The organism is Vibrio sp. R78045, from assembly GCF_042466085.1.
In the GTDB taxonomy this organism is placed as follows: Bacteria; Pseudomonadota; Gammaproteobacteria; order Enterobacterales; family Vibrionaceae; genus Vibrio; species Vibrio cyclitrophicus.
The window spans coordinates 37004-50686 of sequence record NZ_JAXHBS010000009.1 but is presented as its reverse complement, the minus strand read 5'-3'; the positions used below and the strand labels follow the sequence as shown (position 1 = coordinate 50686).

Here is a 13683-nt window from a genome sequence, read left to right as displayed (position 1 = left end):
GATTTATGTCTATCAAACCCTTTATGGTGCTGCTGGTCAGCACATTGGCTGGCTGCTCTGCTGGCTTTCAAGATGAATTCAGTTGCCAAAAAATCGGTGGCACACCTGGGTGTCAAAGCATGGATGAAATCCGCAATGCGCCGATAACTTCAACTTCACAACAGACCGTAGACGCAAACGCTTTGGCGAACCACCCTTTTGCTTTACTGCCAAGACGTTCTCGTGATGGCCACCCAACGCGTACCCAAGACACGGTGCGCAAAGTAGTGATCTTCCCTTTTACCTCTGACGACACCAAAACCTACCTCGACACGATGGATATTTACATCCTGCTTGACGAATCCACATGGACAGGACGACCCGTTCAATTAATAAAGAAGGATTAACTCAATGGGCGTATCAAAAGATTTAAAAAGCTTCTATCAAGACGCGAAACGTGAATACAACCATTTGCATTCCGAACTACCTTACCGTACTTACGATAACCAAACGGAGTTATTCCACAACAAGAAAGGGTGCGGGTTTGGATTTAAGTTAAGCGTGCTCGCGGGTGCTAATGATGACTTAGTGGATGCGTTTAACCGTCTCATCATGGACTTACCTTCTGGAAACAAATGGGATTACCACTTTTCATTGGTTGGTCACAACCATGTCAGTCATTTAATTGAACAAAATGCCGCTTTGAAGTCGGCTCGTCATGGTATTTGCTCTGAGCTCGCCAAGCAAGAAGCCGATTACGCCAAGTTCGCCGCTCAAAATGGCTTCTTTCATCGTCAAAAGCATTACTTTGATATCAAAGATTACAGCGCATGGTTATTTGTATCGAGCACTGACGATCTTGACAACGTGATTGATTGTAAAGAGACGCTCAGCACGTCGTTGTCACAAACAGGGTTAGAGCTCACCACCCTAACACCAGAGAGCTTGATTAATTATGTCGAAGGCATTCTCAACTTTGACTCAACCAAAACCGCGCCAAGTGAGTCTGACTACGCACCAGAAGAATTACTCTATAAGCAGATAATTTCGCCCGATACAGAGTTTTTAACAAGACGGACTTATAACGATGTTCGTTTTAGTAACCGCAAGCACCAAACGGTGAGTTCAAGGGTCATTTCATTAGGACTGCGCAGCACTCCTCGGTCATTTCGCCTTTACTCGTTACCAGACTGTTTTGCGTCCCTTAAAAACGTGGCGAAGAACGTCCAATGTCCTCATATCATGACGCTCAATTTCCGCAATCAAGATACGGGGAACTTTGCCAATAAAAATGGCACCCGCATTAGTGAACTCGAAAAAACGCTCAAATCACCCATGGCTATGATCTTCCCTCAAGCGAAGAAAGAGCTGGCCGAGCGAGAGCAGATCCGAGATGAAATCTCCGATGGCATCAACAATATGTCCAACATGCACTTAACGCTCACGCTGTTCAGTAACAAAAAGGACGAACGTTTACATCGCACCACAGCAATCAACGCCTTTCGGGCGGGGGGACTTGATATGCAAGCGGTTTCGATGTTGCAAAGCCAAGCCCTAATGACGACCTTGCCTTTTATGATGACCGATGGTTTTTGGGGTGATTGCGATCGTGCTGGCCGTATTCAGACAGTCAAAACCTCGAACATCGCCAACTTGCTGCCTTTGGTGCTGGATGTCAAAAACTTCAGCGGCGGCATGATGCTCCCAACCATGCGTCAACAAGCGTTTTGGTTTAACCCCTTTAACTGTGGCAGTGATAACTACAACATTGCGCTAACAGGCGGCTCTGGGGCGGGTAAATCCTTCTTTGTCCAAAAGCTCGCTGAAACCTTGTTCGCGATGAACGGGAAAATTTGGGCGCTGGATAAAGGCAAGAGCTTTAAAAAGTTAACGCTCATGCTCGGTGGCAGTTATATGACGTCTGAGAAAATTTACCTCAATCCGTTTACGCACCTTGAGCGCATTGCGATAGGGGATGAATACACGGATGAAAAAGGCGAAAAGGTTAACCCGCTCAAAGAAACGCTGCACACTATCACCGGTCTTTTCGCGACCATGGCGTGCCCCTCTCGTGAGATGGGCGATTTTGAAAAGGCCATTCTCGCCGACTGCATCATCACCGCTTGGCAAGCCAATAAAAGCAACACACTGGTTGACCATGTGCAAGATGCGCTGTTTGCTGCGGCCAAAGAGAATAACCATGACCGTCGAATTTCAGATATTGCGATGCAACTGAACAAATATCGCTCCGACGGTATTTATGGTGACACCTTTAACAAACCCTCTATGCTCGACCCTAACGTGCACTTCACCACGATTGAGTTGGATGGTTTTCCGTCTGACATCATGCGACCGGTAATTTTTGCCTTAATGTCGAGCATTACCCAACAAATGTACCTCTCTGGCAGTCGCTCGACGCCTAAGATGTGCATCATTGAAGAAGCGTGGTCTTTGATGGCAGGGTCGAATGCACAAGCGCAAGAGTTCATCAATACCGGCTATCGCACCGCACGAAAGTTTGGCGGCTCCTTTTGCACCGTCACGCAAGGTATCGAGGATTTTTACAGTACACCGGAAGCGATTGCCGCTTATAACAACTCGGATATCCACATTACGTTAAGGCAAGGCAGTGGACTGGCAAAATTCATCAAAGATAATCCTGAACACTTCTCCCCTTACGAGCAGTTTGTCATCAAGAGTTTCGAAAAATCCTCTGTCGCAGGGTACAGCTCGGTCATGCTTAAAACGGGGGGCGTAACGACCTTCCATCGCCTGTTTGCCGATCCATTTACTCGCGCTTGCCTTTCCACTGAGCCGCACGAATTTGAGTATTGTGAAAACTTGACGAACCAAGGCATACCTTTAATGGAGGCCGTCAATCAAACCGCAGAGCATTTTTACGGCGAAGAAATCGACACCTTCAATCGCCTTATCTATAAAAAGGAGGTGGCATGAAAAACATCAGTTCGACGTTAACTAAAGTAAAGAAAGCCTTGGCGTTCACGGCAATAGTGGCGTTCTTGTTTACCTTTACTGTGATGCTTTGGGACACGCCCCCACCTCAAACGGTGGTGTTTGATATCGAGAAAACCCTCGACAGCTATCAAGATAAACTCATTGAGGCAGGATTAAACAATGACGACCATCGTAAGCAACTCGCGGCGTTTGATAAGGCATTAAGACAAATCTTAAATGATTATGCCAAGCGCCATCATCTCATCATTGTCGTGCCAGGTGCGGTCATATCGGGCGCGCCCGACATGACGGAAACCATCCAACATTATGTCATCGAAGAACTCAAACATTCCTCATAGTTAAGCTAAGGAGAACATTTTAATGTTGCCGAACACGATCACGTTTATCACTGACACACCCTCTCTGAACGCCAAACAACTCCTTTCAGAGCAAAAGAATGAAACGCTGCTGTTTAAAACCTTACAAGACCAACAACTCGCTCGCTTTATTGCTCCCAAGCAAGGTTGGACAACGTGGGACTTGTGGCAAGTTCGCCAGCAATTACCGCCTCATTGGTTCAACCAAGGGGCGAACGCTTATTTAGGCGATGTATTAATTGGAAGCACCAACACTGAGGATTAATTATGACTCGCTCTTTCATGTATTTGTTGAGCACATTGTTACTGCTTCAGACGCCAAGCGTGTTAAGCAAAAACTTCAATCGACAAGGAGAACTGTTTCCAATCGCAGAAGTCGATATGTTGGAATGGATTGATGCCAGACTTAGGCTGTTGGAAGCCTCTGGACAAACGGCAAAGATGCAGCAAGATTTTGTCGAACGAGTCGAAAACAGCACTCGAAGACCGCCACCGGTTGAGGGTCTGACCACCACTCAATCCCCTCGCGTATTTTATATCGACCCTTCACTCAAACTGGGGACGGACATTAAAGACGCCAATGGCAACCTTCTTTATGCCAAAGGCTTAGTGTTAAACCCTTTTGATACGGACACTTGGCCTATCGACATTCCCAAAAAGACAATGACTTACTCGCATGTCATTGTCTTTCTTGATGGGGATGATCCAAGACAACGCGCTTGGGCGAAGCAATATCGCGCGGATAAACCCATAAAATGGACACTGACTAACGGCAATCTAGAAACCGTCGCGACCGAGTTTGACGCTCGAATTTATTTCGACCAACAAGGTCATTACAGCCGTCAATTCCAATTGACTCACGTTCCCGCCATCATTGAGCAAGAAGGCCATCAATGGAAAGTCAGTGAAGTTGATGTGACGCCTTTCGTCAATAGCATGGACTCTCGCGATAGGAACACAAAATAGGGAGAAATACCTTGAAACATCATTGGTTATTAGCGATTGCTTTGTTCATGTTCCCTTGGCAAGCCAACGCTAAATCCGCCGCTTGCACAGGGCATTTTTTAAACCCCATTTCCGATATTTGTTGGGATTGTCTGTTTCCGATGACCCTTGGGAGTGTGCCGCTCATCACCTCGAAATATCCAGACACATCCAACCCAACCATGCCTATCTCCTACTGCCCCAAACCGCCCCCTGTCTATATGCAGATTGGCCTCAACATTGGGTATTGGGAGCCATATTCACTGGTTGATGTCACGCGCGTACCGTATTGCATGGTCAATATGGGGATGCAATTGAGTAGCAGCAACAGCCAACAGATTGGAGGCTCGCAGCACGATCCCAGCAGTAAAACCAGCGGCAACGCTTTTTATCATGTGCATTGGTACAAATATCCGGTGATTTACTGGCTCCAACTGATGCAATCTGCAGCGTGTATGGCGACGGATAATTTTGATGTAGCTTACCTCACCGAGCTCGATCCTTTTTGGGATGATGATGAAATGTCCTTCATTCTCAACCCTGAAGCGATTTTGTTCGGCAACCCCATCACGCAACTCGCTTGCATCACCGAAGCCATGGCGACCACCACTGGCCGCGTTCTGCCTTTTGACGCGCTTTTTTGGTGCTTAGGCTCACAAGGCAGTGCTTACCCACTAACGGGTAACAGCGCTTATTCGCACACAGGACCTCAAGTTGGCACATTAATGTTGGAGCGTTTTAATTTTAAAATGCACAGACAAGGCATTGTATGGGAGACGCGAGGAGAGGATGGCGCAATATGTTACCAATGGCCGGAGCCTATCTTGCCGAAAAGTCGCTATCGCTATCAACTGGCCGCCCCCATTGGCGATGCGGGCAACTGCTACCCCTACGGCACGACTTCTTCACTTTGGGAGCAAGGCAAAGACAATCCAACGACGGGAGGTAACTTTGGTTTTGTGAACTGGCGTAAACGCAATTGCGTCTTCTTATAAGGAAAATGATATGAAAAAGCGTCTCGGTTTTTTGGCGGCCATAAAAAAATACGTAACCAAACCACCTGAAACCTTTGGCAACAAACTCATTGAGTTTTTAATACAGTGCGAGGCTCAAGGGGTTCACTTCCGATTTCCACCTAACATGAATGAACATCGACTTAAGGCGCTCATTCAGCCACTTAACTTATCGCGCAAAGACACCAAGGTGCTTTTAAAAGAACACATACTTCCCCTCTCTACCTTTAAGTTGGGGCCTGCTGAGTTTTTTACCGCCATGAACCATCCAGACCAACAGGCCTTTCCTTGCCAAGTATGTGACAACTGCGCACCAGGGTTATTTGAATATTATGGCTACAATATCACTGACACCAGTTGGTGCAGCCAATGTCACGAAAGAGGTGAATGCTTAGATGTCGCCCTCATTGAGTACTATCGAAAACACGGCATCGATGATGAAACGATATACCGCCATTTACCAAGAAAACGATGGAGTTCAGGATGTGTTCCGGTTACGTACCAGTCGCTTGAAGGTATCGAGAAAGCGTATCAATCGGTGTTTGAGTCGGCGAGGAAAAATACGGATACGGTGAAGTGATCCACCTGTGTAATAAGTGACCAAGACATTTTTCATAACAGGTTCAAATCCATTAGCGGTTAAAAACACACGGCCAATCACGGTTCGATGATGTCCATCATCAACATAAAGCTCACCATCGATATTACGAAAACTGTAATTCCGCTTCTCTTTTTCAGAAAAATAATAATGGGGATTTATTTGAAGATCTTGGATGCGCTCAAAACAATGGTTAAGGTCATAAGGGGCATCCGTACAAGGAAATAAGTCCAACCACGTTTTACCCGCATATAGAGAGTCTAGACTCCCCACAACGTCTGAAAGATGAACATCAGTGATATGCCAATGATTCCCTTCAGCATCTATCGCTTTTTCCTTGTGGGTCGAAATCCCTTGATAAAGCACATGGTGAGCAAAAGGAAGCGTCGCGACTTCCGCATGAGTAAATATTGTTTTCACCTCTGACTCCCATAGATAACGGCATCATTTATCGATACCTTCCACGCTCAAAGTTTGGAGTAAAATATGAACAGATTTTTGCGTTTTTTGTCATTCAAGCCAACCCCACATGCTGGCTCACTTTTGACCTTCTTGCAACAATGTCAAATCAACAACGGACACATTATTTTCGACACCATAGAGGCGAATGACTTTAACAGAAGAAGTAAACTCAATAGACTCATCAAACCGTTGAATCTATCGTGGCGTGAGAGAAAAACACTCATTCACGATCATTTAACCCCCCAGTCTAAGTTTACCATCACCCCTAATGATATTTACGTCGCATTGAACCATCCAGACCAACAGGCCTTTCCTTGCCAAGTATGTGATAACTGCGCACCAGGCTTATTTTATGTTTATTGCAGGAATGCACGACTTTCAGATAACAATTGGTGCAGTCAGTGTCACGAAAGAGGTGAATGCTTAGATGTCGCCCTCATTGAGCACTATCGAAAGCACGGTATAGATGATGAAACAATAAGCCGCCTGTTACCAAGAAAACGTTGGACATCAAGAGGGTTAGGCTGTCCTCAATTATATCAATCCATTGAAGATATCGAAAAAACACATCAATCCGTATTTAAAGCTATGGAGTCCTAAGAAATGGGTTTATCCACTTTGAATCTTAATCCCACCCAAGCTCGCTTTTGGCTGCAATAATGCGCGTAGCGCTTGTTGAGACAAAAGGAGTACCACGCTCTGCGTGGACAAACACCATCATTCAATGAGGTTCACCATGACATACCTTCGACTGTCCTTATTCGGACTGTTGCCAATGCTCTTTAGTCACTTAACATCCGCAAATGTCGGTTACACACAAGAAGAACTCAAAGTCCTGTCTGCTCGCGAGCAAGCCGTCACCGCGCCGACCAACCAAAATGAACTAGCTACCCTCATTAAACGCAGTCAACAACACAAACCAGAAGCGCTGTCGATGAACCAGCATATTGATAACGCCCTGAAAGGCTCACCACTGTCTAGCGTTTTAGATGTGCCGCAGGTTAACCCAAACAAGCAGGCGCAAGGTGTCATGGTATTTGTGTCACTCTCCATGCCCGATACCGCGCTCAAACAGTTACTTAAACAAAGCCAACAATATCAAGTACCTCTCGTCATACGAGGCGTATTGCCCGAGGGTATAGTACCAACGGCCTCTCGAATCATGCACTTGTTAGAGGGGCCTGACGAAGACATGGCCATAGATAGCGGTTTTGCCATCAGTCCACAATGGTTTCGTCAATTCAACATCACTCACGTACCGGCTTTTGTTGCTATTGGTGAAGCGTGCGATGAAACGCATTGTCCGCAAGGCGACTACGACATCGTTTACGGCAACCTCTCACTTCCCTATGCATTAACCATTTTAAGCCAAGGCGACGTAGGGCACATCGCCAAACAAGTGATAGACAGGAGTTCCCCTTGAATCATTCATATTATCGACTTTTTGCCTTATTCATTTTCACCACTACCCTCTCATTTCATACCGTTGCCGACCGTCAAGAAGCCACGTTTTACGATAACGTAGACTGGGCGAAAAGCGCCCCGACAGAAGCGCATAACGACCCGAACATGACACTTAACTTGTCTGATTTTTGCAGCGACGACAATCCAGGGTGTGAGAGCCAAATAAGACACCCTGATGAAGCCGGAATGAGTGACGCGCAAATCACTAACCAATCCACCACGGAGTTCTACAACAATGAGCAAGCGGGGGCGATACAGGAGGGGTTCAACAATAATAGCGTCACCATCGACCCAAACGATGAAACGTATCGATTCTCAACCCTTGGCATTGAAAACGCCTATGAAATCAGTCATGGGCAATCCAACCAATACGCCGATTGTGACAGTGGCGGTCAATGTATCATCGAAAATAGGCCAAGAAGTTGTAAAGCTCCTACGAACAACATCATTGCTTGTTATGAGACTCCTTATGTATCAAAACAAAACATAAAAACCGGAAGTGTTTCATTTCATTATAGTGGCTTCACACCTATTCGTTATTCACTCCCTCAAGGCGTCACAGAGGTGACAGGGATTAATTTCCCAGGCGTGTTAACGTGTCAAGGGTTTAGGTGTATTCCCAATAATGGGGTGCGATTTCGCTTAAACGGTATCGTCATTCATACCAAATTTTTCAGCAACAATTTCAACGCCACCGCCGCCGAGCGGAAAAGATGTTTATCCGGAGGTTTAGGGTTTTACTGCTTGCAGAAATACGGCTCTTTCTATCAAGCAACAGGGATAGGCACCTCAAATAACATCACGATTGATGTCCTCAATGATTATGCTTTGTTTAACGGTACATTCACTATTCATTACAAAAAAAGAGAAAACGTCATTAAATGGCAGTCTAGTTGCTCAACATTACTGCCTGAATGTCGACAAACTCGCCGCACTTGTGTGGAAGGGGCGGGAACTCGAGTCCTTAATGGTGTTAGCACTTATTTAAGCTGTTGGAAATATCAAATAGACCACCAATGCGACTTGTCAAACACCTGCTCTTCCTTATCGACCGATTGCACCACCACGTCGAACGCTTGCAGCTTAGAACTTCAAGGGGTATGCGTAGAAGAGACTTTTCAAAAAAGCTGCCCAGAGAAAACATGCAGTAGCACTAGCCTCATTTGTGGTGATACTTCCTTCTGCCTTGATGGAGGCTGCTTTGAAGAGTTGCCAACCACCTCAGACAGTTTTAACGAAAACGCCTCCGCTCTGGCTGCGCTCGCCGAAGCAGCCGATGGTATTGGCGATCCTCCATTGATATTTACAGGTAAAGCAATGAAGTGTACGGATAAAGCCTTTGGGTTTTCAGATTGTTGTAAAGATGGCGGTTGGGGTACAGGTATTGGACTTGATCAGTGCAACGAAGAAGAGGAAGCGTTAGGTCAAGCGAAAGAGCAAGGCATAACCATCTCTTTAGGCAGTTATTGCGCCAGTTCATTTTTAGGCGCTTGCACGCGTAAAAAGAAAACCTATTGTGTGTTCGACAGTAAGCTCGCACGCATCATCCAAGAGCAAGGGGCAAAGGGCCAACTTGGCATCGGTCTAGGCTCCGCAAAAAATCCAATTTGCGGCGCTATCACGCCAGAGCAGCTTCAAGAGATTGATTTTGAAATGCTGGATTTTTCAGACTTCTATAACGACATGCACGACAGTACCAACCTGCCAAGCGCTGATGAAATTCAAGATCGTCTACAAAGCGCCTATGGCGATTAACTTAAGAAGAAAGTAAGCGGCCAATTTCAAACACCGCGGCCCCTCGATAATTTTTCACTTTATCAACTTTTTTATTGGTTTCTGAGTCAAACCAATATTTTCCATTTGTATGAAACTTTGAAAATAACCAGGAGAAGTCCTCTACTTCTTGAGGTGAAACCTCACCTTGGCCGGTCGCAATTCCCGCCATTATCGAATGGTTTCCCGTTCCAACCAAAAAGAACCGCCAAGGAAGAATAAGTGTCACAGAGTGATTGCTATCTTCCTTCCAAATAACGAGGTCTCCCTCTGGAATACGGGACGATAAATAACAAAGGTTATCAATGTAGCGCTGTCTATTCCAAGGACGAGTAAATGCAATATCACAATTTATTTTTAATTTATGATCATTTGAATGTGGACTTACAGAGGTTCTGTTCAGTTCGTACAAATAGGGTTCCATTTTTACTGTAAACAAATCTTTAACGCCAATTTGCTTTACAACACCAGTACCAAGTTCGGCAGTAATCAAGTTTAACTCCGATTGCATAGGTTTCAGGATCAAATTAATAAAGTCATACAACGCAAGTGGGTTTATAGCATTGATTTCATGCGCAACCTTAAGCAAGTTTTCAAACTTCACCAACGATTCAGATTTCAATATCAACTTTAGCTGTCTGTAAAGACTCATATATCACCTACCGGAGCATTTCATGTCATTGTTTATCATTCAGGCAAAGCTATTAAAACTTTGTCAAAAAATAAAACTTATCCCTGATGATCTCATTTCACTCTCTCATATTGAGCATCACATCCCAATCGAAAGGCAACTTGATGAGTATCGAGAGCTTATTGAAGAGATAGAAAAACACACCCAGTTTTTCAGTACTGGCAGAGCGCCTTGGTCAAAGAACCATGCTTACACTCTTGATGAATACTTACAGGCATTATGTCTGTGTAAAAGCCACAATAGAAGAAGGGTTGGTGTTAGCAAAATAAGACCACGTCCTGCTGTACTTAGCAACCAGCGCAGAAAATAAAATTATGAACACACCGTGGCACCGCTTACAGCAATGGCTAAAAACAGCATTTCAATTCATCATACTACCGTTAATCATTACGGCCACGATACAAGTCCTCTGTTTTGTTGGGGTAATGTATCTCGCTTTTACCTACCATCCAAACCCAGAATTGTATTCAACGTTTTCACCCTCTGATTGGCAAAAAACCATTAAATGCTTGTGGCAACTGTCTTTGGAGTACACAGCCTTAGTGCATTTAATCATGGGTATAAGCATATTGACTTACGCCTTCATTAAAAGCAAAGAGCTTAACCAAAATAGAATAATGACCCCCACACAAAGCCGCACACAGCAACACTGGACAATCGAATCATGAGGTATCCACCTTGAAAAATTTATCCACAAAAACGGTGAACAACTCAATTAACCGCTTAACAATCAAAGTCTTCATTTTAATATGGCTCCCTTTACTTGCCTTTCAGTGTATTGCGAATGAACCCCCAAGAGGGTGGCGCTGGTACAATGAAACTAAAGTTAGAAAGGAGCCCCCGAAGGAAGAAAAGGAAGCCCTCCCTCCCAACAGTGCAACGACCGTCATGAACGCCACAGAGCAAATGCAGTGGTTTCATCAAGAATTTAATGAAGCGTTAAACGATGCCACCATTAACCCTACCGATGAAGAGAAAAACCTGAAACTGATGAAGTTAAAAAAATTCATCGATGGCAAAACCACTCAGACAGGCATGACGTTTAAAAAGCTCATCAACGAGCATCCTGAATACTCGTACACCAAAGACCACCCGACCGAGCAAGCCGCCAGAGCAACCTACTATCAAAACATCCAAATCAAAAGCGAAGCCAGTGTGCGCCAACTCGTTCAAGAGGGATGGGGGATTTACTTTGTCTACGAAGGGCAAGATGCCATTGCACAAGCTTTAGCGCCGTCCGTTCAAGACTTTGCGAATCGTTACCACATCGAATTGGTGGGAATAAGTAAGGACGGCCACACCTTTGATGTGATTAATGAAAACCGGATTGATAAGACCAGCAAGGTCAATGTGCGTTACACGCCTGCGTTAATGCTCGCCAATATTCACACCAAAGCACTCAAGCCATTGGCTTACGGCTTCATCTCACAAAACGACCTGCTTTCGCGCTTTCACAACATCGCCACTGACTATCAAGATAGCGACTTTTAACGGGATCCTTTTCGCTATCCACAAAACAAGAGCATCACCACCGCTAACCAAGACAACAATTTCTGATTTAAGGACAATCCGATGACTTCTCTGCTTCGCACTTTACTATTGAGTGTGCTACTCACGCTCGCCTCAACATCACTAACACACGCACAAACAACCAATGCAATGAACGGTCAATATGCGGTTGTGTTCTTTCATTTCAGTCAATGTTCTGAGTGCCATAGATTTGCGCCAACCATGACGCAATTTGAAAAAACGGTCGGATTGCCTGTGTATGACTTCTCTTTTGACAGGCAACCAATTCCCGGTTACGCCACCCCAATTCCGACCACGCCAGACATCACCACCGCGTTTTTTGGTGACATCAAAAACGCCATTACACCCGCCACGTTTTTAATCAACGTCAACAACGGTAAATATGTGCGCTTAAGTGAAGGGAATGTCCAATACTCTGCGCTACTCAATAGTTATCAAGCCATACGCGCCGACAGCGCTACGATGGAGAGCCTGCAATGACCAAAATCAGCGTAAACTTTGTCGTTCTTACTCTATCAGTCGGGCTTGCTTTTCACGCTCACGCGGGGAGCCTTGGCGATTCCATGGACAGTTTCTTTAACGGCAGTAGCTTTAATAGCAACGTCACCAACCCAAGCGCCTACCAAGGGCAATCCGCCACTTATTACAATGCGGGCAGCTTGTTTGCTCGCACCAACATTCAAAACATTCAACTGGCGTCTATCACCATGCCTTCGGTCAGCGCAGGGTGTGGTGGCATCGATGCGTTCATGGGAGGATTTTCACACATTAACTCTGACCAACTGGTCTCTTTTGGTAAAGCGGTCATTGCCAATGCCGTGCCTTTTGCCGTGGATTTAGCGCTGCAAACTTGGGCGCCAAGCATCAAAGAAAACCGAGACAAACTGCAAGCCATTGCCGACCAATTCCTGACCACATCGATGAACTCTTGCCAGGTGGCGCAATCGGCGGTGTCGGGTTTAGCCGCCTTTGCCGATGGAGAAGCCAAGCGTCATGCTTGTGCCACATTAGGTACGCAAAGCAATGCCTTTTCAGATTGGCTAGAGGCGCAGCATGAGTGTAGTCAAGTCGGCACCAACCAGAGCACACTGGCAGGCAACACCGACGAGGCGACCGCTCATGCGGTGAAGATAAACCTCAATGTGGTCTGGGATGCACTGATGAAAAGCAGTTACTTGGAAAGTAACAAAGAAGTGGCGGAATTTATTATGAATCTCACAGGTACCGTCATCTATAACGCGCAAGGAACACCGAGTTACATTCCATCGATGATAGTAGGCAATGATACGGCGATTCATACCATGCTCACTGGCGGTGAGCTTGATTTGTATCGATGCCAAAGCACCGACACTTGCCTCTCGATAAGCCTAAGTACCCTTACTGTAAGTGAAGACCAGGCCTTTAATGCCAAAGTGCGTAAAACCATTGATACCTTATATGCAAACTTACAATCTGACCAACCCATTACTGACGCAGAGAAAAGTTTTGTAGAGTTAAGTGACATCCCCATCCTTGCCATACTCATTGATGACGCGCACTTAAACATCCCACCCGAGAGTCAACTCTATGCTCAGAGCATTGCTGCCGACATTTTGTATGCGTATTTAAACAACATGTTGTTGATGGTCAATCAATCGATTGCAAACCTCTCTTCAGTCAACCCAACGGACGTCCAACGCACCTTTTCTGCCATTGATGACGCTAGGGATTACTTGCAAACTATTCGAGACCACAACAAAGCCAAATTAAATCAACACCTTGCACTGACAGAGCGATTAAGACGCAAGCGCGACCTTATCACTCAATCGGCCAGTGATGCCACGGTCTCTAATCTCGCCTTCGGGCATTAAAGGACAC

At 45.5% G+C, this 13683-nt stretch carries 15 protein-coding genes; 14 read left to right on the top strand and 1 reads right to left on the bottom strand.

Annotated elements, in window-relative coordinates:
* Positions 1-5: 5 nt before the first annotated feature.
* From traV to traN, 10 genes are all read left to right on the top strand, one after another.
* Positions 6-386, top strand: coding sequence for a type IV conjugative transfer system lipoprotein TraV (gene traV / locus SJY39_RS08585; protein WP_390241761.1), 381 nt, complete (start codon positions 6-8; stop codon positions 384-386).
* A 4-nt stretch (positions 387-390) separates the two neighbouring features.
* Positions 391-2934: a type IV secretion system protein TraC gene (traC, locus tag SJY39_RS08580; RefSeq protein WP_390241759.1), complete on the top strand. Its 2544-nt coding sequence runs from the start codon at positions 391-393 to the stop codon at positions 2932-2934.
* A complete protein-coding gene (locus SJY39_RS08575; protein ID WP_372263898.1) occupies positions 2931-3293 on the top strand; it encodes a TrbI F-type domain-containing protein in 363 nt (120 codons plus the stop codon). Before traC ends, SJY39_RS08575 begins: the two co-directional genes overlap by 4 nt.
* Before the next feature lie 22 nt (positions 3294-3315).
* Positions 3316-3576 carry a hypothetical protein gene (locus tag SJY39_RS08570; RefSeq protein ID WP_390241757.1) on the top strand — a complete coding sequence of 87 codons (261 nt, stop codon included), beginning with the start codon at positions 3316-3318 and terminating at the stop codon, positions 3574-3576.
* 2 nt (positions 3577-3578) lie between these two features.
* Positions 3579-4277: a type-F conjugative transfer system protein TraW gene (traW, locus tag SJY39_RS08565; protein ID WP_372263896.1), complete on the top strand. Its 699-nt coding sequence runs from the start codon at positions 3579-3581 to the stop codon at positions 4275-4277.
* An 11-nt stretch (positions 4278-4288) separates the two neighbouring features.
* Positions 4289-5290 (top strand): conjugal transfer pilus assembly protein TraU, encoded by a 1002-nt coding sequence (traU, locus tag SJY39_RS08560; RefSeq protein WP_372263895.1) that lies wholly within the window; start codon positions 4289-4291, stop codon positions 5288-5290.
* Between the two features lie 10 nt (positions 5291-5300).
* Entirely contained in the window at positions 5301-5888 is a 588-nt protein-coding gene (locus SJY39_RS08555; protein ID WP_390241754.1) for a hypothetical protein, read from the top strand.
* 504 nt (positions 5889-6392) lie between these two features.
* The gene (locus SJY39_RS08550; RefSeq protein ID WP_372263891.1) at positions 6393-6968 is read left to right on the top strand and encodes a hypothetical protein; all 576 of its coding nucleotides are present in this window, start codon (positions 6393-6395) and stop codon (positions 6966-6968) included.
* Between the two features lie 136 nt (positions 6969-7104).
* On the top strand, positions 7105-7791 hold the full coding sequence (gene trbC, locus SJY39_RS08545; protein WP_390241752.1) for a type-F conjugative transfer system pilin assembly protein TrbC: 687 nt from the start codon (positions 7105-7107) through the stop codon (positions 7789-7791).
* A complete protein-coding gene (traN, locus tag SJY39_RS08540) occupies positions 7788-9587 on the top strand; it encodes a type-F conjugative transfer system mating-pair stabilization protein TraN (RefSeq protein ID WP_372263889.1) in 1800 nt (599 codons plus the stop codon). The genes trbC and traN overlap by 4 nt, the downstream gene beginning before the upstream one ends.
* A gap of 1 nt (position 9588) precedes the next feature.
* On the opposite strand, the gene SJY39_RS08535 is transcribed toward traN, so the two are convergent.
* Positions 9589-10257, bottom strand: coding sequence for a DUF6710 family protein (locus SJY39_RS08535; protein ID WP_390241750.1), 669 nt, complete (start codon positions 10255-10257; stop codon positions 9589-9591).
* Positions 10258-10279: 22 nt separating this feature from the next.
* Here SJY39_RS08535 and SJY39_RS08530 point away from each other — a divergent pair, with 22 nt between their 5' ends.
* The 4 genes from SJY39_RS08530 (at position 10280) to SJY39_RS08515 (ending at position 13676) form a co-directional block, all read left to right on the top strand.
* Positions 10280-10606 carry a hypothetical protein gene (locus SJY39_RS08530; RefSeq protein ID WP_372263888.1) on the top strand — a complete coding sequence of 109 codons (327 nt, stop codon included), beginning with the start codon at positions 10280-10282 and terminating at the stop codon, positions 10604-10606.
* A gap of 392 nt (positions 10607-10998) precedes the next feature.
* A complete protein-coding gene (gene traF / locus SJY39_RS08525) occupies positions 10999-11787 on the top strand; it encodes a type-F conjugative transfer system pilin assembly protein TraF (protein ID WP_372263925.1) in 789 nt (262 codons plus the stop codon).
* A gap of 81 nt (positions 11788-11868) precedes the next feature.
* Positions 11869-12306: a conjugal transfer protein TraF gene (gene traF, locus SJY39_RS08520; RefSeq protein WP_390241747.1), complete on the top strand. Its 438-nt coding sequence runs from the start codon at positions 11869-11871 to the stop codon at positions 12304-12306.
* A complete protein-coding gene (locus tag SJY39_RS08515; protein ID WP_372263886.1) occupies positions 12303-13676 on the top strand; it encodes a conjugal transfer protein TraH in 1374 nt (457 codons plus the stop codon). Before traF (SJY39_RS08520) ends, SJY39_RS08515 begins: the two co-directional genes overlap by 4 nt.
* Positions 13677-13683: the final 7 nt, after the last annotated feature.

Coding starts and splice junctions, on each gene's coding strand:
- SJY39_RS08515 (WP_372263886.1), top strand. CDS start 12,303: ATGACCAAAATCAGCGTAAACTTTGTCGTTCTTACTCTATCAGTCGGG.
- SJY39_RS08550 (WP_372263891.1), top strand. CDS start 6,393: ATGAACAGATTTTTGCGTTTTTTGTCATTCAAGCCAACCCCACATGCT.
- traV (WP_390241761.1), top strand. CDS start 6: ATGTCTATCAAACCCTTTATGGTGCTGCTGGTCAGCACATTGGCTGGC.
- trbC (WP_390241752.1), top strand. CDS start 7,105: ATGACATACCTTCGACTGTCCTTATTCGGACTGTTGCCAATGCTCTTT.
- SJY39_RS08570 (WP_390241757.1), top strand. CDS start 3,316: ATGTTGCCGAACACGATCACGTTTATCACTGACACACCCTCTCTGAAC.
- SJY39_RS08530 (WP_372263888.1), top strand. CDS start 10,280: ATGTCATTGTTTATCATTCAGGCAAAGCTATTAAAACTTTGTCAAAAA.
- traC (WP_390241759.1), top strand. CDS start 391: ATGGGCGTATCAAAAGATTTAAAAAGCTTCTATCAAGACGCGAAACGT.
- traF (WP_390241747.1), top strand. CDS start 11,869: ATGACTTCTCTGCTTCGCACTTTACTATTGAGTGTGCTACTCACGCTC.
- traW (WP_372263896.1), top strand. CDS start 3,579: ATGACTCGCTCTTTCATGTATTTGTTGAGCACATTGTTACTGCTTCAG.
- SJY39_RS08535 (WP_390241750.1), bottom strand. CDS start 10,257: ATGAGTCTTTACAGACAGCTAAAGTTGATATTGAAATCTGAATCGTTG.
- SJY39_RS08555 (WP_390241754.1), top strand. CDS start 5,301: ATGAAAAAGCGTCTCGGTTTTTTGGCGGCCATAAAAAAATACGTAACC.
- SJY39_RS08575 (WP_372263898.1), top strand. CDS start 2,931: ATGAAAAACATCAGTTCGACGTTAACTAAAGTAAAGAAAGCCTTGGCG.